Origin of the sequence: Collinsella sp. CLA-ER-H3, from assembly GCF_040092425.1 — a bacterium.
GTDB lineage: Bacteria > Actinomycetota > Coriobacteriia > Coriobacteriales > Coriobacteriaceae > Collinsella.
In genome coordinates this window covers 1-17,213 of record NZ_JBBNLP010000011.1, presented here as the reverse complement: position 1 = coordinate 17,213, position 17,213 = coordinate 1, and the positions used below count along the sequence as shown (strand labels likewise).

Annotated in this window: 19 protein-coding genes and 5 tRNA genes; 23 read left to right on the top strand and 1 reads right to left on the bottom strand. The window is 59.7% G+C overall.

Annotated features, from left to right (window positions below; all coding sequences use genetic code 11):
* The first annotated feature begins 8 nt into the window (after nucleotides 1-8).
* From AAAX32_RS09060 to proC, 18 genes are all read left to right on the top strand, one after another.
* On the top strand, nucleotides 9-242 hold the full coding sequence (locus AAAX32_RS09060; RefSeq protein WP_349100624.1) for a hypothetical protein: 234 nt from the start codon (nucleotides 9-11) through the stop codon (nucleotides 240-242).
* Nucleotides 206-769, top strand: coding sequence for a hypothetical protein (locus tag AAAX32_RS09055; protein WP_349100622.1), 564 nt, complete (start codon nucleotides 206-208; stop codon nucleotides 767-769). The genes AAAX32_RS09060 and AAAX32_RS09055 overlap by 37 nt, the downstream gene beginning before the upstream one ends.
* Nucleotide 770: 1 nt before the next feature.
* Nucleotides 771-989, top strand: a complete 219-nt coding sequence (locus AAAX32_RS09050) for a hypothetical protein (RefSeq protein WP_117563704.1) — start codon at nucleotides 771-773, stop codon at nucleotides 987-989.
* The gene (locus AAAX32_RS09045; RefSeq protein ID WP_117563703.1) at nucleotides 925-1,461 is read left to right on the top strand and encodes a TadE family protein; all 537 of its coding nucleotides are present in this window, start codon (nucleotides 925-927) and stop codon (nucleotides 1,459-1,461) included. The genes AAAX32_RS09050 and AAAX32_RS09045 overlap by 65 nt, the downstream gene beginning before the upstream one ends.
* Before the next feature lie 64 nt (nucleotides 1,462-1,525).
* Nucleotides 1,526-3,586 (top strand): hypothetical protein, encoded by a 2,061-nt coding sequence (locus AAAX32_RS09040; protein ID WP_349100621.1) that lies wholly within the window; start codon nucleotides 1,526-1,528, stop codon nucleotides 3,584-3,586.
* A complete protein-coding gene (locus AAAX32_RS09035; protein ID WP_117655490.1) occupies nucleotides 3,586-4,062 on the top strand; it encodes a hypothetical protein in 477 nt (158 codons plus the stop codon). The genes AAAX32_RS09040 and AAAX32_RS09035 overlap by 1 nt, the downstream gene beginning before the upstream one ends.
* Nucleotides 4,038-4,418 carry a DUF192 domain-containing protein gene (locus AAAX32_RS09030; RefSeq protein ID WP_349100620.1) on the top strand — a complete coding sequence of 127 codons (381 nt, stop codon included), beginning with the start codon at nucleotides 4,038-4,040 and terminating at the stop codon, nucleotides 4,416-4,418. The genes AAAX32_RS09035 and AAAX32_RS09030 overlap by 25 nt, the downstream gene beginning before the upstream one ends.
* Before the next feature lie 113 nt (nucleotides 4,419-4,531).
* Nucleotides 4,532-4,816 (top strand): ribbon-helix-helix domain-containing protein, encoded by a 285-nt coding sequence (locus AAAX32_RS09025; protein ID WP_035137167.1) that lies wholly within the window; start codon nucleotides 4,532-4,534, stop codon nucleotides 4,814-4,816.
* Between the two features lie 123 nt (nucleotides 4,817-4,939).
* A tRNA-Phe gene (locus AAAX32_RS09020) sits at nucleotides 4,940-5,012 on the top strand.
* Between the two features lie 606 nt (nucleotides 5,013-5,618).
* Nucleotides 5,619-6,680, top strand: a complete 1,062-nt coding sequence (locus tag AAAX32_RS09015; RefSeq protein ID WP_349100619.1) for a cellulase family glycosylhydrolase — start codon at nucleotides 5,619-5,621, stop codon at nucleotides 6,678-6,680.
* A 6-nt stretch (nucleotides 6,681-6,686) separates the two neighbouring features.
* A complete protein-coding gene (gene rsmI, locus AAAX32_RS09010) occupies nucleotides 6,687-7,565 on the top strand; it encodes a 16S rRNA (cytidine(1402)-2'-O)-methyltransferase (protein WP_349100618.1) in 879 nt (292 codons plus the stop codon).
* 69 nt (nucleotides 7,566-7,634) lie between these two features.
* Nucleotides 7,635-9,236 (top strand): methionine--tRNA ligase, encoded by a 1,602-nt coding sequence (metG, locus tag AAAX32_RS09005; protein ID WP_349100616.1) that lies wholly within the window; start codon nucleotides 7,635-7,637, stop codon nucleotides 9,234-9,236.
* A 110-nt stretch (nucleotides 9,237-9,346) separates the two neighbouring features.
* Complete coding sequence (gene rsmA, locus AAAX32_RS09000; RefSeq protein ID WP_349100615.1) at nucleotides 9,347-10,207, top strand: 16S rRNA (adenine(1518)-N(6)/adenine(1519)-N(6))-dimethyltransferase RsmA; 861 nt, start codon at nucleotides 9,347-9,349, stop codon at nucleotides 10,205-10,207.
* Nucleotides 10,197-11,114, top strand: coding sequence for a TatD family hydrolase (locus AAAX32_RS08995; protein ID WP_349100614.1), 918 nt, complete (start codon nucleotides 10,197-10,199; stop codon nucleotides 11,112-11,114). Before rsmA ends, AAAX32_RS08995 begins: the two co-directional genes overlap by 11 nt.
* A 43-nt stretch (nucleotides 11,115-11,157) precedes the next feature.
* Nucleotides 11,158-11,244, top strand: a tRNA-Leu gene (locus AAAX32_RS08990).
* Nucleotides 11,245-11,532: 288 nt separating this feature from the next.
* The gene (locus AAAX32_RS08985) at nucleotides 11,533-12,471 is read left to right on the top strand and encodes an SPFH domain-containing protein (RefSeq protein ID WP_349100613.1); all 939 of its coding nucleotides are present in this window, start codon (nucleotides 11,533-11,535) and stop codon (nucleotides 12,469-12,471) included.
* Nucleotides 12,472-12,477: 6 nt separating this feature from the next.
* Nucleotides 12,478-12,948, top strand: a complete 471-nt coding sequence (gene rlmH, locus AAAX32_RS08980; RefSeq protein ID WP_349100612.1) for a 23S rRNA (pseudouridine(1915)-N(3))-methyltransferase RlmH — start codon at nucleotides 12,478-12,480, stop codon at nucleotides 12,946-12,948.
* Nucleotides 12,949-13,021: 73 nt separating this feature from the next.
* Nucleotides 13,022-13,792, top strand: coding sequence for a pyrroline-5-carboxylate reductase (gene proC / locus AAAX32_RS08975; RefSeq protein ID WP_349100611.1), 771 nt, complete (start codon nucleotides 13,022-13,024; stop codon nucleotides 13,790-13,792).
* Between the two features lie 157 nt (nucleotides 13,793-13,949).
* On the opposite strand, the gene AAAX32_RS08970 is transcribed toward proC, so the two are convergent.
* Complete coding sequence (locus AAAX32_RS08970) at nucleotides 13,950-14,123, bottom strand: DUF6724 family protein (RefSeq protein WP_168170424.1); 174 nt, start codon at nucleotides 14,121-14,123, stop codon at nucleotides 13,950-13,952.
* Nucleotides 14,124-14,234: 111 nt separating this feature from the next.
* On the opposite strand from AAAX32_RS08970, the gene serS reads away from it, so the two are divergent.
* The 5 genes from serS to AAAX32_RS08945 all read left to right on the top strand — a co-directional run bounded on the left by serS (nucleotide 14,235) and on the right by AAAX32_RS08945 (nucleotide 17,080).
* A complete protein-coding gene (gene serS / locus AAAX32_RS08965; protein WP_040359108.1) occupies nucleotides 14,235-15,518 on the top strand; it encodes a serine--tRNA ligase in 1,284 nt (427 codons plus the stop codon).
* Between the two features lie 173 nt (nucleotides 15,519-15,691).
* A complete protein-coding gene (locus tag AAAX32_RS08960; protein ID WP_349100610.1) occupies nucleotides 15,692-16,069 on the top strand; it encodes a hypothetical protein in 378 nt (125 codons plus the stop codon).
* A gap of 77 nt (nucleotides 16,070-16,146) precedes the next feature.
* Nucleotides 16,147-16,223, top strand: a tRNA-Arg gene (locus AAAX32_RS08955).
* A gap of 355 nt (nucleotides 16,224-16,578) precedes the next feature.
* A tRNA-Arg gene (locus AAAX32_RS08950) sits at nucleotides 16,579-16,655 on the top strand.
* Nucleotides 16,656-17,003: 348 nt separating this feature from the next.
* A tRNA-Arg gene (locus AAAX32_RS08945) sits at nucleotides 17,004-17,080 on the top strand.
* The last annotated feature ends 133 nt before the right edge of the window (nucleotides 17,081-17,213 follow it).

The following is a 17,213-nucleotide window of genomic DNA, read 5'->3' as shown; positions in this document are numbered from 1 at the left end:
AGGAATACATGAACACGATGACTGACGCTGCTGGCAAGGTCCAGGGCTGGGCGTTTTGCCGGGCGGCACATGTTCGTCAGCGCGCCAAGGAACTATTGCAGGAGGAGGGTGCACAGGGTACCACCGAGTATGCCATCTTGGTCGGCGTGCTCGTGGTGATCGCGATTATCGCCATCGTCGCATTTAAGGGCAAGGTCCAAGATCTATGGAACGCTATCAGCGAGGGCATCAACAGCCTGTAGAGGGCGAGCGCCCCATCGGGGTGCTGCTGGTGTTTGCTTGCCTGACCGTGGCGATAGCGGCGGTGCTTTGGGGGCTTAACGCCGCGCGGCAGCAGCGTCCTGGGACCGCCTCCGATTTGGGCTCAGATTCGGCGGTGGCGTCTCAAAAAGATGAGATGCGAGATGCGGACGATTCGGATGTCGCTGTCACGGCGCAAACCTTTCTGCGGACGCTCGACAAGCGGTCTGGCACTGCGACGGATTCGCCTGAGGGCAACGCGATTGCGGTCCGGCTTGCATGGTCCGAGGGCCGACCGATGACCGAAGCGGCGGCGGATATGCTGCGTGCCTATCGCGAGGTACCCACGGCGCAACTTGCTCTGAGCGGCTATCTCGACATCAAGGGAAACGTGTGGGGCGCCATCGTGCGCGACGGACGCGGCTGGGTCGATATGGTGACAATTGCCGCGGATGCTGGCGATGCTTCGTGTCGTCTGCGCGCCGTGCGCCTGAGCCCGCAGGCAACGGACTCAAAGGAGGGATCGTGAAATGCATGATGTCCTGCGTGAGGAATCTGCCCAGGCGACGGTCGAATACGCCATCGTCACGGTGGCGCTGTTATCGATCGTGCTGGCGATCGCGGGACTTTGGCGTGCCGGCACCGATGGGCGCTTGGCGGCGCTGGTTGAGCGGGCGGCATCCCATGGCGTTGCCTCGACGTCGGTTATCGACGCCGCTGCGGCCGCTAAGGACATCGCGTTGTATTGATGCCGCGCGTGAGGACCGGGCGCAGTCTACGGTCGAGGCCGCTTTTTTGCTGCCGACGTTTCTGACACTCATCCTTCTCGCGCTGCAACCGGTGTGCCTGCTCTATACGCGCGCGGTCATGGAGTCTGCCGCCGCCGAGACCGCGCGGCTCATGACCACAACGACGGCGGAGGACGACGATCTTAAGGAGTTCACCCGCCGCCGACTTGCCGCAGTGCCCAACGTTTCGATCTTTCATGCCGGCGGGCCGTTGTCGTGGGATATCGAGCTTGGCCGGGCCGGTGCGGGTGGCGTCTCGTCCGTGTCCGTTTCCGGCGAGGTCAAGCCGTTGCCTGTGATCGGTGCGTTTGCGCAGGCTATGGGTGGTACCGCCGAGGGCGGCTACGTTGAGCTCAAGGTCGATGTCTCGTATCAATCGCGTCCCGAATGGCTGGAGGGAGATTATGATTCGTGGATTGCTGCATGGGATTAAGTGTTTCTGGTCTAGACGCGTTTTGACGCACCGTCTGAGCTGCCATCGCAAGCGAGGCGGCTTTATGGGTCGAGCCGGTGTCGATCTGTTTATCGAAGACGGCGCCTATACCACGCTTTCTTCTGCCGTGGTCATCCTAGTGGTGCTCACATTGTTGTTTTCGTCGACCGCGGCGATATGGAGCATGTCGCGTGCCGGGGATACCCAGGTGGCGGCTGATAGCGGCGCGCTGGCGGGTGCCAACGTAGTGTCGTCCTATCACACGGCTGCCACGGTGGTTGATGCGAGCATCTTGAGTCTGGGGCTGGCGGGGTTTGCCACGATCGGGACGGGCCTGGTCGCCATCCTCATCCCGGGTGCCGAGCCGGTTGCCGGCAATATGGTCGACACCGGGATTGAGATCATTAAAACGCGCAACAAGTTTGCCAAAAGCGCATCGGAAGGCTTACAGAAAATCGAGACGGCTCTGCCGTATCTGATCGCCGCGCGTGCCACGCAGGCGGTGTCGGCGCAGGATACCGATAGTGTGACCTATACCGGTACGGCGCTTGCCGTGCCCAGGACATCCGAGTCTGACTTCGCTGCGCTCAAAGGATCAGAGATCTCGACCGATAGCATTAAAGACACATCAGATGATTTAGAGTGTGCGGCCGAGGAGCTGCGGAAGGCTTCTGAGGACACGGCGAAGGCTAAAGAGCGTGCTTGGCTGGCGGATTGTGGTGGGTCTGACAAGGGCTCGGTCGGCAGCTGTTCTTGCATGTGGGAGCGTGCGAAAAGCCTAACGGATCTCTCCGGTGTTCAAAATCCGCATTACTCATCGAGCGTTACGTGGGAGCCCCAAGTTGCCCTTGATCGCGCGAAGGACTACTACCATTGGCGTCTGACAAATGAGAAGCCCCACGGCTCGAGTGTCGAGATGAAGGCAGAGTCTGCGGCGCGTAAGGTGTTTTATACCTATGCGAGCGCGGAGGTCGATCGGGCACATATAACCGAGAACGGAGACAGGGTTTCCTCCTATATTCCGCTGCTGCCGCGCAACTCTGATGAGGTTCGGGCGACGGAGCTCTATACCGATGCGGTGTGGCCGACGAGCGTGAACGATGACAAGGCGTATCTGCATTACGGGACGACCTGCCCTAACTATAAGAAAGGGACGCCGAGCGGATTTGCTTCGGTTGCCGATTACGATGGACAGGATAAATGCAGCAAATGCCATTTTGGCGTTTTGTCGCTTGGTGCTGTTGCGGCGCCTTCAACCTCTATCGAAAACGGCTTCGAGTATCACTTTGACAAGTTTAAAGACGCCCTGGAGGACTACGTCGACTGTCGCAACAAGGAGCTCGAGCTCGAGCGTCAGACCGAGGGCGAAGCCGACCGTGCGGGCAATGCGTTCGATACCGCCATCAAAGAACTTTCCGGTGAGCGTCCGCGTATCGCCCCACCTGGCCGCAACGGCGTAGTCGCCTTTGCAGTTTCGGGTGATATTACCAGCCCCGATCAACTTAACTCTTCGTTTAACACGGCGGTTGAGCTTGGCAGTCGCGGCGCCATCTCTGCCGCGGTACTGGCGCCCGATGAGGCGACGGCGCAAAACAACGTGCTTTCGCGATTTTTCTCGACATTGAAGGAACGCTCGGGTAGCGTTGCCGGCGTACTCGATGGCGTCATGGATGTCTGGGGACGGCTGCTTGTGGGATACGGAGACATCCAAGGTTCGGCCGACGAACTTATGGATGAGATGATTAAAGGCCTAGGAGGGGGCAGCGGCGCGTTGGGCTCCATTGCATCGTGGCTCGGCGATACCGTTTCGGCGTCCGTGGCGGCGCTGGGTTTGGAACCGTGCGACTTGCGCCTGCGAAAGCCGGTGCTGACTGATTCCGCCAACGTCATTAAGGGCCCGGGGTCTGACATTGCTGGTCTCTCTCAAGCGCAAGACAAACTGCGAAGTATTCCGTTGGGCGTGACCGATCCCAAGGCGCTTTGCGAGGCGTTGGAATATCAAGTCGAACGCACCATCAGCGGTACGGTGTTCACGCTTGCGGAGATTCCTCTGCCCGGCGGCGGCTCCATCCCGCTTACCGTCGATGTCGCCACGCTGGTTGGCGCTCTGGGCGGTGGGTCGTAATGAGTATCCGCATGCGTCTGCGCGAGGAGCGCGCCCAGGCGACGGTGGAGATGGCAGTGGTTACGCCCGTTTTGCTGGTGCTGGCACTCATTGTGTACAACGTCATGATCTTTGCCAGCGCTGTTGCGCGCTTCGACCGCGTGGTGCCCGACATCGTGTTGGCGCACGCCGTGGCGTCGGAGGGGGAGGGCGACGAAAGCTCTGTCGATGCCTCGGCGACGGTCCAGACTCAAATTCTGAATGCCATGGAAGGCTATGACTTGCAGATCGAAGTGTCGAGCGAGCAAGGCGCGGAGGCATCGGATGGTGGCCTGCTCTCCCTATCCGGTACGTTTAGGACCTACACCTGCACCATGCACTATGAGCCGTGGCCGACTTCTCTCAGCATCGCTGGCGTTCCGCTGGGGGCGCCGACAACGTTGTCGCACGAGCGCGCGGTGACGGTCGATCCATGGCGCCCGGGGGTGGTCATGTGACCGCGGTCTCGTCCTACATCGCCTACGCGCGGGCACTCAATAGGCTGGGTTGGACGCCGGCCGAGTTTGCGGTGGCGGAGTCGTTTGTCGTGCGCCTGCGCGGCATGCTGGGACGGCGTCCGGTTGCCGCCAACGGCCTGCCGCTTGTCATGGCGTTTCCACGCTGCTCTTCGGTCCATACGTGTTTTATGGCCTATCCCATCGACATCGCCTTCATCGATCGCGACGGCAATATTCTCGCGCGCTGCGAAAACGTATGTCCTTGGCGTATGTGCTCCTGCCCCGGCGCCTGGGCCGCACTAGAGCGCTCTTCAATCATTGTTTCGACCCCTGCTCTCCAACGCGTGCCGGCTTAAGAATTGGCGACAGCGGACTTTCGTCATACGAAATTGGGTAAGATGGAGGAGAAGATGCATGGATGTTGAGATCCATCCCAACGCTAAAAAGCACCTGACGGAAGGGGTCGATGATGGGTAAGACGTATACGGCCGCTAATGGTCAGGTTGTAACGGATGAAATGATTGACGCGTGGTGCGAGTCGTACGAGCGCGGAGAGTTTCCGGATGGCGAACACACCGTTGGTGGGATCGTGCATGGACGGCCCCCACTCTCAGGTGAGGGGACGGCAACGCTGTCGGTCAAGATTCCTCTGGGAATGAAGGAGGCCATTCGTCGACGGGCGGCTGCCGAGGGGATGACGCCAAGTGAGTTTGCCCGTGCGGCTCTGAGCGAAAAACTTCTTGCTGCCGGCTGATGCCTCTGACGTGCCGATTTAAAGAACCGAGGCTGTGCTCAAAAACTTTTTTGAAATTCTCGGTTGACCGGAACGCGTCCTTGGTTATACTAATCAAGCCTTGAAACAAGGCACACCTCAAATGGCTGGGTAGCTCAGTTGGTAGAGCAGAGGACTGAAAATCCTCGTGTCAGGGGTTCGATTCCCTTCCCCGCCACCTTGAATTGACTAGGACCTCTGCAAAGGGGTCCTTTTCTTTTATGCGGCCCCTACATGGAATCGAACCCCGTGAGGGCGCGGAGCTGAGTAAACGCGTAAGCGTTTGCCAGCGCAGCTCGCAAGGCGCGTAAGCGCCGCAGCGGTCCGTCCGCGCAGCGCGCGGACGCGATTCCCTTCCCCGCCACCTTGAATTGACTAGGACCTCTGCAAAGGGGTCCTTTTCTTTTATGTAGGGTTCTGCGGAAACTGCGTCCCAGAATAAGGGCTCAGAACGGGACACACTTTCCGCTTCGGGCCTGTCTGGGAAAGCGCGACCCGGAATGACGCGAAATTGCGGGTCGCGCTTTCCGGTTGGGCCTGCTAACGGAAAATGCGCCCCATTATTGAGCGATAGAACGGGACACACTTTCCGGTGCCTGCCTCCGGCGCGCGTACACACCTCGTCGCACCATTCCGAGCCCGCCCGCCCCAGACATTTCTCCCACTTTCGCGTCACTTTACAGACCGTTCGGTCGCCTGTCCGCACGCGCGGGTATACTCAAAACGATACTTATCCTATGCAATACGATGCGGGTTCGACCTGCATGATCCGAAGGGGGCAGTGATGGAGAGGATACTCGGCGTTAATCTCTCTGGCTGGTTTATTCCCGAGCCTTGGGTGACCCCGTCGCTGTACGCGGCGACCGGTGCATCCAACGCGGCCGAGCTACAGGAGGCCATGGGTACCGCCGCCTATAACGAGCGCATGCGCCGCCATTACGAGACGTTTGTGAGCGAGGACGATTTTCGCCGCATGGCGCAGATCGGTCTCAATGCCGTGCGTCTGCCGGTGCCCTGGTATGCCTTTGGCTCACAGGAGTCCGATGCCTCCTACATATCGGTTGTCGATTACATCGACCGCGCGATTGAGTGGGCTGCCAAGTACGACATCCGCGTGCTGCTCGATCTGGCAACTGTGCCCGGTGGCCAGGGCGATTCCAACGATTCACCCACCACGCCGGAGGCTGTCGCCGAGTGGCATTCGTCCACCAACGGCCGTCATGTCGCACTCGACGTGCTTGAGCGCTTGGCCGATCGCTATGGCGAGGCCGAGAGCCTGCTGGGCATTGAGCTGCTGGACACGCCGCAGATGAGCGTTCGCAAGAGCCTCTTCACCATGACGGATGGCATTCCTGCTCACTACCTGCGCAATTTCTATCGCGATGCCTACGAGCTCGTCCGTTCGTATATGCCCGAGGGTAAAATCGTCGTCTTCTCGTCGTCGGGGCATCCCAGCGAGTGGAAGCATTTTATGCGCGGCGCCAAGTACAAGAACGTCTACATGGACCTTCACCTGTACCATTACCGCGACGAGTATGCGCTCGACATCACGAGCCCTCGCGGGCTGACGACGGCGATTTCGCGTAACAAGCGCGAACTTAAAGAAGCGATTTCGACTGGGTTCCCCGTGCTGGTGGGCGAATGGTCGGGCGCGGCGATCTTTGCCAACTCGTCGGTTACGCCCGAGGGCCGCAATGCCTACGAGCGCGTGTTTATCGCCAACCAGCTGGCATCGTTTGCGCCGGCTGCCGGTTGGTTCTTCCAAACGTGGAAGACCGAGAAGCGCATTGCAGCATGGGACGCCCGCGCGGCGCTCGGTACGCTCGAGCGCGGCATGATTGAATAGGTTGATATGACGCAAAACAGCGCCCATACGGGCAAACTCTATGTGGTCGGCACGCCCATCGGCAACCTGGGCGACCTGTCCCCGCGCGTTGGTGAGGCTTTTGCCGCCGCTGATGCCATCTGCTGCGAAGACACGCGTGTGACGTCAAAGCTGCTGATGCACCTGGGCATTTCCAAGCCGCTTGTCCGTTGCGACGAGAATGTGATCGCTAGCCGCGCTGCCGGCCTGGTCGACCGTCTGCTGGCGGGGGAGACCCTCGCCTTTGCCTCGGACGCCGGCATGCCGAGCGTGTCCGATCCCGGCCAGGCGCTGGTCGAGGCGGCGCGTGAGGCCGATGCGCCCGTCGAAGTTATTCCCGGGCCCTCTGCTTGCGTCACGGCGCTTGTTTCGTCCGGCATTCCCTGCGAGCATTTTTTCTTCGAGGGCTTTTTGGGCCGAAAGCACGGCGACCGTGTGCGCCGTTTGCAGCGCCTTGCCGTGGTGCCCGGCGCACTCATCTTCTACGAGTCTCCACATCGCATCGTGGCGACGCTCGAGGCCGTGGCGGAGGTCTTTCCCCAGCGTGAGGTTGCCGTCTGCCGCGAACTCACCAAGCTGCACGAGGAGGTCTTGCGCGGGCCCGCTGACCAGCTTGCCGAGGAGCTGCGTGCTCGCGGCGAGGTAAAGGGCGAGATTGCGCTGGTCATCGCGCCGCCGAGCGAGGATGAGGAGGCCGGCATCGCGCCGGTTGGCGCTGCGGTGGCGGATCCCGACGAGGCCCTGCGCGAGGATATCCGCACCGCGCTCGAGGAGGGGGAGCCCGCCTCTGCGGTGGCCAAGCGCCTGTCTCAGAAGTATTCGCGCCGCAAGCGCGATGTCTATGCCATGGTGCTCGATATGCAATAGATGGAGGATATCCAGCCCTTGCGCTAGAATCATCCCCTGTATGCAACGTTTTTCTGGAGGACAAACCCCATGGATCAAAGCAAGCCTTCGTTCTTTATCACGACGCCCATCTACTACGTCAACGCCGATCCGCACCTGGGCACGGCTTATTCCACCATCATCGCCGACGTTCAGGCTCGCTATCGTCGCTCTGCCGGCTATAACGTCAAGTTCCTGACCGGCATGGACGAGCACGGCGAGAAGGTCGCCGAGGCCGCTGCCAAGCACAACATGACGCCGCAGGAGTGGACCGACAGCCAGGCTCCGCACTTCAAGGAGCTTTGGAGCAAGCTCGAGATCTCCAACGACGACTTCATTCGCACCACCGAGCCGCGCCAGCATCACGCCGTGCAGTATCTGTGGGAGCGCATGAAGGAGTCCGGCTACCTGTATAAGGGCAGCTATGACGGCTGGTACTGCGTGCCCGACGAGACCTACTTTACCGATACGCAGGTCCAGAAGGGCGACGAAGAGTACGGTAGCGTCGGCCAGCACCTGTGCCCCGATTGCCACCGTCCGCTCGAGCGCGTGCAGGAGGAGTCCTACTTCTTTAAGCTCTCCGCCTTCCAGGACAAGCTGCTCAAGCTCTATGACGAGCACCCCGACTTTGTTGAGCCTGCGTTCCGTATGAACGAGGTGCGCAGCTTTGTCGAGGGCGGCCTCAACGACCTTTCCGTGAGCCGTACGAGCTTTGACTGGGGCATTCAGGTCCCGTTTGACGAAGGCCACGTGACCTACGTGTGGTTCGATGCGCTGCTCAACTATATGACGGCCGTCGGCTACGGTGTCGACACCGACGAGGCCCGTGCCGAGCTGGCCTATCGCTGGCCCGCGCAGTTCCATATTGTGGGTAAGGACATCATTCGCTTCCACTGCGTCATTTGGCCCGCCATGCTCATGGCCATCGGCGAGGCCCTGCCCGAGCACGTCTTTGCCCACGGCTTCCTGACCGTGCGCAATGCCGAGACCGGCAAGGCCGAGAAGATGTCCAAGAGCCGCGGTAACGCCATCGCTCCGCAGGATGTTATCGACATGCTGGGTGTCGAGGGCTATCGCTACTACTTCATGACCGACGTCGTCCCCGGCACCGACGGCGCCATCAGCTTCGAGCGCATGGAGCAGGTCTACAACGCCGACCTGGCCAACAGCTGGGGCAATCTTATCTCGCGCTCGCTCAACATGAGCGGCAAGTACTTTGACGGTTGCGCCCCGGCTAAACCGGCGTCTGCCAACGCGTTCGATAACCCGCTGGCAAAGATTGCCGACGGTTTGGTCGAGCGCTACATGGCCAAGATGGACGTGCTCGATTACGGTGGAGCCAAGGACGAGGTCATGGAACTCATCCATGCCGCCAACCACTACATCGAGGACTCCGAGCCCTGGGCGCTTGCCAAGGACGAGGCCAAGGCCGACGAGCTGGCATTTGTGATTTACAACCTGCTCGAGGCCATCCGCATCGCCGCCCACCTGCTGATGCCGCTCATGCCCCAGACTTCTGTCGAGGCTCTGCGCCGCCTGTCCTGTGAGGGCGAGGCCGCGAGCGACGACCTCAAGGGCATTTGCACTTGGGGCCTGCTTGCCGGCGGTCAGCCCGTCGAGAAGGGCGATCCGCTGTTCCCGCGTCTGGCGTAGAGACCGCGCGAGTGCCATATCGGCAATTTGCTGTGTAACGGTAAGGGCATGGCCGCAACGGTCCATGCCCTTTTACTTTACGATGCAGCCACCATGTTAAGGAGGCAACCATGACAACTTCGCCTTTGGCAAACCCCACGGCAACTAGGGAGCTGCTAGAGGAGTTTGGCCTTGCGACCAAGCATCGCCTGGGCCAAAACTTCCTGATCGACAACCATGTGATCGAACGTATCTGTGAGCTCGCTGAGCTTGCGGGCGATGAGCGCGTGCTCGAGGTTGGCCCGGGCGTTGGTACGCTCACGCTTGCGTTGCTGCAGGAGGCGGCGTGCGTCACGTCGATCGAGACCGACCCCGAGCTCGAGCCGGTGCTCGATGCCCATGCCGCCGACTATGCCAACTTCCGCTTTATTATGGGCGACGCGCTCAAGGTGGGCCCGGAGCAGATTGAGCAGGCCGCCGGCGGCGAGCCCACGGTATTTGTCGCGAACTTGCCCTATAACGTGGCGGCGACGATCATCCTGCAGTTCTTCCAGACGATGCCGGCGCTCAAGCGTGCCGTCGTCATGGTGCAAAAGGAGGTTGCCGATCGCATTGCCGCAGTGCCGGGCAACAAGACCTATGGCGGCTATACGGCAAAGCTTGGCCTGTATGCGCAGGTGACGGGTCGCTTTGAGGTGCCGCCGCGTTGCTTTATGCCGGCGCCACACGTGGACTCGGCCGTCGTGCGTATCGACCGTGTTGACGGTGTGGTGCCCGAAGGACTCGATCGCGAATTTGTGGCCCGTGTGATTGACGCTGCATTTGCTCAGCGTCGCAAGACCATCCGCAATTCCATGAGCGCCAACGGCTTTGCCAAGGACGTGCTCGATGCCGCCTTTGAGGCTTGCGGTATCGCACCCACCACGCGCGCCGAGACGCTCGACGTCGCCGCCTTTGTCCGCTTGGCTCAGGAGCTAATCCATGACGCCTAATGCCGAACGCGTGACGTTTACCAAAAAGAAGAAAACGGTGGCCTGCCCGGTGCCGCTGGCGCCGCTTGCCGACACACATGCGCATCTGCTTTCGTTCTGGGGCAAGGATGTGCCTGAGACACTCGTGCGTGCCAAGGCGGCAGGCATCGACCTGTTGGTGACGGTCTTCGACCCCATCGCCGACAAGCGCAGCGTGACGGACTATAGCGACTGGCTGACGCGCGAGATTCTGCCGATGCAGGATATCCCGCAGATCAAGTATCTTGCCGGCGTGCATCCGTATGGCGCGCCGGACTATACCGACGACATTCACGCGCAGGTTGTTGCTGCGCTCGATGACTCCTTATGCGCCGGTATTGGCGAAATCGGTCTGGACTACCACATGGACTATGACGACGATATCGCGCCGGCACCCCATAACGTGCAGATTGACTGCATGGCGCGCCAGCTCGAGCTTGCCGTGTGCCGTAACGTGCCGGTGGAGCTGCATCTGCGTCACGAGGACACGGACCATGAGCGTACCTCGCACGTGGACGCCTACAACGTGCTTCGTGAGGTGGGCGTGCCCCAGGCCGGTTGTGTGCTGCACTGTTTTGGCGAGGACCGCGCCACGATGGAGCGCTTTGTGGAGCTGGGCTGCTATATCGCCTATGGTGGTGCGGCCACCTTTAAGCGTAACGACGACGTGCGCGAGGCATTCGCGGCAACCCCGCTCGACCGTATTTTGTTTGAGACGGATTGTCCCTATATGGCGCCGGAGCCCATTCGCGGTCTTGAGTGCGAGCCTGCAATGATTTCCATTACGGCAAACGCGCTGGTCAACGACCGCGTCGATCGTACCAGCGAGGACGCCGAGGCAATCGCGCGAGCAGCTTGGGAAAATGCCTGCAAACTTTTTCAAAAATAGTTCTTGCGTTCGCGATGGCGCTCCGTTATTCTAATTCCTGCACGCGGGCGTGGCGGAATTGGCAGACGCGTACGGTTCAGGTCCGTATGGGGGCAACCCCATGAAGGTTCAAGTCCTTTCGCCCGCACCATTAAATGAAAGAGCTCCCAGCAATGGGAGCTTTTTTGTTATGGGCCCATCGCGGGGACTTGAACCTGCGAAGGAGCGAGCGTCAAGAAAACGCGGAGCGTTTTTAGCGAGCTGGCGAGTCCGCCGGCAGGCGGGCGAAGCCGGTGCGGATCCGCGAAGCGGATACGCGGACGTCCTTTCGCCCGCACCATTAAATGAAAGAGCTCCCAGCAATGGGAGCTTTTTTGTTATGCACGATCTCCTTGGACGGGTATCCTAATGCCAACGTGTGCCTATCAGAGGAGAGACCATGCTGTTTTCCGGTATCATCGCCGCCCTTACCAGCCTTTTGATTCCCATCATCATCCTGTTGCTGCTGCTCCCCAACGCTTGCTACGTCGTTGAGCAGCAGCACGCTGTGATCATCGAGCGCCTGGGCAAGTTCAACCGCATCGTCAACGCTGGCTTTCACATGAAGGTGCCCGTGATCGACCGCAAAGCCGCCACGGTGAGTCTGCGCACCATGAAAAACGGTTTTGGCATCGACGTTAAGACCCAGGACAACGTGACCATCGGCCTTGAGGTCTCCGCTCAGTACCACGTGAGCTACGACATGGGCGCCGGCCCGGCAGATTCGGGCATCTACAAGAGCTACTACATGCTGCAGGAGCCCGTCGACCAGATGCGCGACTTCATCACCGATGCCCTGCGCTCCTCCATCCCCGTCTACACACTCGATGAGGTCTTTGCCAAGAAGGATGACATCGCCAAGGATGTCAACGCTACCGTTTCCGAGCAGATGGCCGCCTACGGCTTCACCCTCGTGTCGACGCTCATCACCAAAATCGCACTGCCGACCGAGGTCGAGAACTCCATGAACGACATCAACGCCGCCCAGCGCAAGCGCGCTGCCGCGCAGGAGCTCGCCGAGGCCGACCGCATCAAGCGCGTCACCGAGGCGACCGCCGAGGCCGAGGCGATGGAAAAGGCAGGCGAAGGCATCGCCAACCAGCGCAAAGCCATCGCGCTGGGCATCAAGGATTCGCTCGAGATTATCCAGGAGACAGGCGTTGGCAACGATGAGGCCAACCAGCTGTTCATGTTTACGCAGTGGACCGAGATGATGACGGAGTTCGCACGTACGGGCAAAACCTCGACGGTCGTGTTGCCGAGCGACTTCTCGCAGTCGGCCTCTATGTTCGAGCAGATGCTGGCTGCCGGCAAAGTTCAAAACGATTCGAAGGAGTAGGCGCGCGTGAAATACACCGTCGTTTGTGTTGGCAAGCTCAAGGAGCGCTTTTGGAAGGACGCGTGCGCTGAGTACACCAAGCGCCTAGGTGCCTATGCCAAGGTTGATATCCGCGAGGTGGCCGATATCGACCCGGCTAAGGCGGGCGGCGTGGGTGCCGCACGCGACAGGGAGGGGGCGGCGATTCTTGCTGCCTTGCCGTCTCGAGCGCATGTGATCTTGCTGGCCATTGAGGGCAAGGAGCGTTCGAGTGAGGAGCTCTCGGCGAGGCTCGACGATCTTATGCTGCGAGGCAGCAGCGACATTGCCTTTGTAATCGGCGGTTCGGACGGCGTGAGTGATGAGGTGCGCGCCCGCGCCGACGAGATGCTCAGCTTTGGACGCATTACCTTGCCGCATAACCTGGCGCGTGTGGTGCTGCTAGAGCAGATTTACCGTGCCTGCAAGATCAGCCGTGGCGAGCCGTATCACAAATAGGTTGGCAATACGAAACAATGGCGTGGGACAATACCTTTCGTTTTGAGGAATGTGTCTGAAAGGACTATGAGATATGAAGATTGGATTTGTCGGTTTTGGCAATATGGCGAGCGCTATGGCTGATGGCTGGATCGCTGCCGGTGTAGCTGCGAGCGACATGTGCGCCTGTGCGGGTCGCTACGACGCACTGGTTGAGCGCTGTGAGGCGCGCGGGATGGCCGCTTGCCACGATGCCGCCGAGGTTGTCGCCGCATCCGATATCGTGGTCGCTGCGGTCAAGCCGTACATGATTGAGAAGGTATTCGCCCCGCTCAAGGATGCTCTTGCCAAAAAGGTCGTTCTGTCGGTTGCCTGGACCTGGGACAGTGCCAAGTGGGAGCAGGTCCTGCCGGGCGTCGCGCATATCTCGACGGTGCCTAATACACCGGTTTCGGTGGGCGAGGGCGTCATCGCCTGCGAGAAGGCTTCGACGCTTAACGACGAGCAGCGTGCTGTGGTGCTCGACCTGCTCGGTAAGCTTGGCGCTGTCGTCGAGCTCGACGCAAGCCTGCTGTTTGTGGGCGGCACGGTGGGTGGTTGCGCTCCGGCGTTTGTCGCCATGGCAATCGAGGCCCTGGGCGATGCGGCGGTCAAGCACGGTATTCCGCGTGCGGATGCTTATCGCATTGTGAGCCAGATGGTGCTGGGTACGGCAAAGCTGCAGCTTGCAACTGGCCAGCATCCTGCGGCGATGAAGGATGCCGTATGCTCGCCCGGTGGTGCCACCATCAAGGGCGTCGTTGCGCTCGAGGACGCCGGCATGCGCAGCGCCCTGGTCAAGGCAATCGACGCAACCCTCCAGTAAAACCGACCAAAAAAGGGACAGTTTATTTTGGCAGGTTTTTCCTGCGGTTTTGTCCTTTTAGCGAAAAGTGCCCCGCAACTGGCTCAATTCCAGTTGCGGGGCACTTGCGTTTGCCCAGATAAAACCGACCAAAATAAACCTGTCCCTTTTTGGCAGGTTAGTCCCAGAAGCTGTCTTCTTCGTCCTCGGACTTGGGGCCGCGGTCGACATACATCTTATGGGTGCGCTTCTCCATTACAAAGGCAATAATCGCAAACAGCAGGATGCCGCCGGCGAAAAGGATGGCAAAACCGGTGCGGGTGCCAAACAAAAAGGAAAAAACTGCGTCCATTGGGTGCCTTCTTGCGTAGTTGAGTTGGGTCGTAAACGCTCATAAGTATATACTTGCCCATACATGTACAAGGTTGCAACCTAAATGGAATGTATATCGCCGGAGGATCTAATGCTTGATATCAAGTTTGTTCGCGAGAACCCCGATGCCATCGATGTCGCCATGGCTAACCGCCAGACGTCTTGGGATCGCGAGAAGTTCTTTGAGCTCGACGACGAGCGTCGTGCCGTCATCACTGAGGTTGAGGAACTTCAAGCCACGCGCAATGCCGAGTCCAAGAAGATCGGCGCCCTGATGAAGGAGGGCAAGAAGGACGAGGCCGAGGCCGCCAAAGAGGCCGTGCGCGCCGTCAACGAGAAAATTGACGGTCTGGCCGAGCGCCGCACTGCTCTCGAGCAGGAGCAGTACGACTTTATGGCTCACCTGCCCAACATTCCTTGCGAGGCCACGCCGTACGGCAAGGACGAGGACGAGAACATCGAGCGCCGTCGTTGGGGCACCCCGCGCGAGTTCGACTTCGACTTTAAGCCGCATTGGGATCTGGGCACCGACCTCGACATCCTCGACTTCGAGCGCGGCAACAAGCTCTCCGGCAGCCGCTTCACCGTTCTCGGTGGCGCCGGCGCCCGTCTTGAGCGCGCCCTCATCAACTTCTTCCTCGATACGCACACCAGCCGTGGTTTTAAGGAGTGGTGGCCGCCCATCGTCGTCAAGCGTCAGACCATGTTCGGCACGGGCCAGCTGCCCAAGTTCGAGGACGACGCCTATCACGTCTCGGGCGACAACTTCCTGATCCCCACCGCCGAGGTCGTGCTCACCAACCTGCACGCCGGTGAGGTCCTCGACGCCGATACCCTGCCGCGCCGCTACACCGCCTTCACCCCCTGCTTCCGCGAGGAGGCCGGTTCCGCCGGTCGCGACACCCGCGGCATCATCCGTCAGCACGAGTTCGACAAGGTCGAGATGGTCAAGTTTGCCAAGCCGGAGGAGTCCGACGAGGAGCTCGAGAGCATGACCGCCGAGGCCGAGTACCTGCTGCAGCAGCTGGGTCTTCCGTATCGCGTGATTAGCCTGTGCACCGGCGACCTGGGCTTCTCTGCCCGTCAGACCTACGACGTCGAGGTCTGGCTGCCGAGCTACAACGCCTACAAGGAGATCAGCTCCTGCTCCAACTGCGGTGACTTCCAGGCTCGCCGCGCCAACATCAAGTATCGCGACCCCGAGAACTTCAAGGGTTCGCGCTACCTGCACACCCTTAACGGTTCCGGCCTGCCGGCCGGTCGTACCATGGCTGCCATTCTGGAGAACTACCAGAACGCCGACGGCACCATCACGATCCCCGAGGTCCTGCGTCCCTACATGGGCGGCCTCGAGAAGATCGAGCCGGTCGCGTAACTTGGCTGCATAGGCGATATGCAAGGGCGCTCCTTCGGGGGCGCCCTATTTTGTGCGCAGGTCCATACCATGCCGTGCGGACAGCTCAATAGAAAACACACGAACAAATGTTCTGTATACAGTCATCTACCTGCTATGCTTTTACTAGATAAGAGCGAGAGAAAGGGGATGCGATGGAGCTGTTTGATGATCGGGTGGTTTTGTTTGAGAGCGACGAGGGCGGGGAGTACCTGCTTGTAACGTGTGAGCCGTCTGGCATGGGTGGCCTGGTGGTTCGACAGACGAGCGAGGGTCCGTTGACCCAATGGTGTTTTGAGGAATCGCCGCATGTGGTCGAGACCTTTGTGGCGCACGAAGGGCTTGTGGCCCTGGAGCACTTCTATGGGGTCCGGACATCTAACCAGGTTGCTCGCATGTTGAGCATCTCGTTTGCCGATTATGATTGTGCCCAGCGGGTGAGATCGCTCCTGAGGGAACTTGATGCTAAGTTTGACGTGATCGAAAAGCCAATCGATCGTACGGGGAACGGCGGTATATGCGGAGCAGCATGACAAGACTGCGTTCCACAAAAAAGTTTGAAATTGTGCTTGACTCCAATAAGCTAAAGTGGTTTTATATGTCTTGCGCTGCGGCGTTACCTCAGCTGGATAGAGGGTCTGACTACGAATCAGAACGTCATAGGTTCGAATCCTATACGCCGCACCAATTGAAATTGAAAGCCTCCGGCAACGGGGGCTTTTCTTTTATGGCAACACCGCATGGATTCGAACCTCGGTCGAGGCGCGGGCGTAAAGAAAACGCGGAGCGTTTTTAGCCCGCGGGCGAGCGCGCCGGCAGGCGGGCGAAGCCGGTGCGGATCCGCGCAGCGGATGCGCGGAATCCTATACGCCGCACCAATTGAGATTGAAAGCCTCCGGCAACGGGGGCTTTTCTTTTATGGCAACACCGCATGGATCCGAACCTCGGTCGAGGCGCGGGCGTCTTAATCATCACTTCGTAAAATTTTTCCAAATTGTCGCTTGACCCATCGAGGGGTCACGTGCATAATAATCCGTGCGTTGCGGCGTTACCTCAGCTGGATAGAGGGTCTGACTACGAATCAGAACGTCATAGGTTCGAATCCTATACGCCGCACCAATTGACTTTAAAGCTCCCGGCGACGGGGGCTTTTCTTATATGGGAGCATTGCGGAGATTCGAACCTCGGTCGAGGCGCGGGCGTCAAGAAAACGCGGAGCGTTTTTAGCCCGCGGGCGAGCACGCCGGCAGGCGGGCGAAGCCGGTGCGGATCCGCGCAGCGGATGCGCGGAATCCTATACGCCGCACCATTTGATTTTAAAGCTCCCGGCAACGGGAGCTTTTCTTATATCGCGATGCGTTGAAGATCGCATCAAGTGGTCAAAAATGAGTAAAATTCAAATTCGATAACTTTTTTCGAAAAATGCTTGACCTTTATTCAGTCGATGTGCATAATAATCAACGAGTCGCGGCGTTACCTCAGCTGGATAGAGGGTCTGACTACGAATCAGAACGTCATAGGTTCGAATCCTATACGCCGCACCAATTGAAATTGAAAGCCTCCGGCAACGGGGGCTTTTCTTTTATGGCAACACCGCATGGATTCGAACCTCGGTCGAGGCGCGGGCGTAAAGAAAACGCGGAGCGTTTTTAGCCCGCGGGCGAGCACGCCGGCAGG

What these genes read in the sequence shown, in the direction of transcription:
- proC (WP_349100611.1), top strand. Translation starts at nt 13,022, where the DNA reads ATGAAGATTGGATTTGTCGGTTTTGGCAATATGGCGAGCGCTATGGCT.
- AAAX32_RS09030 (WP_349100620.1), top strand. Translation starts at nt 4,038, where the DNA reads ATGGCGCCCGGGGGTGGTCATGTGACCGCGGTCTCGTCCTACATCGCC.
- AAAX32_RS08995 (WP_349100614.1), top strand. Translation starts at nt 10,197, where the DNA reads ATGACGCCTAATGCCGAACGCGTGACGTTTACCAAAAAGAAGAAAACG.
- AAAX32_RS08970 (WP_168170424.1), bottom strand. Translation starts at nt 14,123, where the DNA reads ATGGACGCAGTTTTTTCCTTTTTGTTTGGCACCCGCACCGGTTTTGCC.
- AAAX32_RS08960 (WP_349100610.1), top strand. Translation starts at nt 15,692, where the DNA reads ATGGAGCTGTTTGATGATCGGGTGGTTTTGTTTGAGAGCGACGAGGGC.
- AAAX32_RS09060 (WP_349100624.1), top strand. Translation starts at nt 9, where the DNA reads ATGAACACGATGACTGACGCTGCTGGCAAGGTCCAGGGCTGGGCGTTT.
- metG (WP_349100616.1), top strand. Translation starts at nt 7,635, where the DNA reads ATGGATCAAAGCAAGCCTTCGTTCTTTATCACGACGCCCATCTACTAC.
- rsmI (WP_349100618.1), top strand. Translation starts at nt 6,687, where the DNA reads ATGACGCAAAACAGCGCCCATACGGGCAAACTCTATGTGGTCGGCACG.
- AAAX32_RS09035 (WP_117655490.1), top strand. Translation starts at nt 3,586, where the DNA reads ATGAGTATCCGCATGCGTCTGCGCGAGGAGCGCGCCCAGGCGACGGTG.
- AAAX32_RS09045 (WP_117563703.1), top strand. Translation starts at nt 925, where the DNA reads ATGGCGTTGCCTCGACGTCGGTTATCGACGCCGCTGCGGCCGCTAAGG.
- rsmA (WP_349100615.1), top strand. Translation starts at nt 9,347, where the DNA reads ATGACAACTTCGCCTTTGGCAAACCCCACGGCAACTAGGGAGCTGCTA.
- AAAX32_RS08985 (WP_349100613.1), top strand. Translation starts at nt 11,533, where the DNA reads ATGCTGTTTTCCGGTATCATCGCCGCCCTTACCAGCCTTTTGATTCCC.
- AAAX32_RS09015 (WP_349100619.1), top strand. Translation starts at nt 5,619, where the DNA reads ATGGAGAGGATACTCGGCGTTAATCTCTCTGGCTGGTTTATTCCCGAG.
- AAAX32_RS09055 (WP_349100622.1), top strand. Translation starts at nt 206, where the DNA reads ATGGAACGCTATCAGCGAGGGCATCAACAGCCTGTAGAGGGCGAGCGC.
- AAAX32_RS09040 (WP_349100621.1), top strand. Translation starts at nt 1,526, where the DNA reads ATGGGTCGAGCCGGTGTCGATCTGTTTATCGAAGACGGCGCCTATACC.
- AAAX32_RS09025 (WP_035137167.1), top strand. Translation starts at nt 4,532, where the DNA reads ATGGGTAAGACGTATACGGCCGCTAATGGTCAGGTTGTAACGGATGAA.
- serS (WP_040359108.1), top strand. Translation starts at nt 14,235, where the DNA reads ATGCTTGATATCAAGTTTGTTCGCGAGAACCCCGATGCCATCGATGTC.
- AAAX32_RS09050 (WP_117563704.1), top strand. Translation starts at nt 771, where the DNA reads ATGCATGATGTCCTGCGTGAGGAATCTGCCCAGGCGACGGTCGAATAC.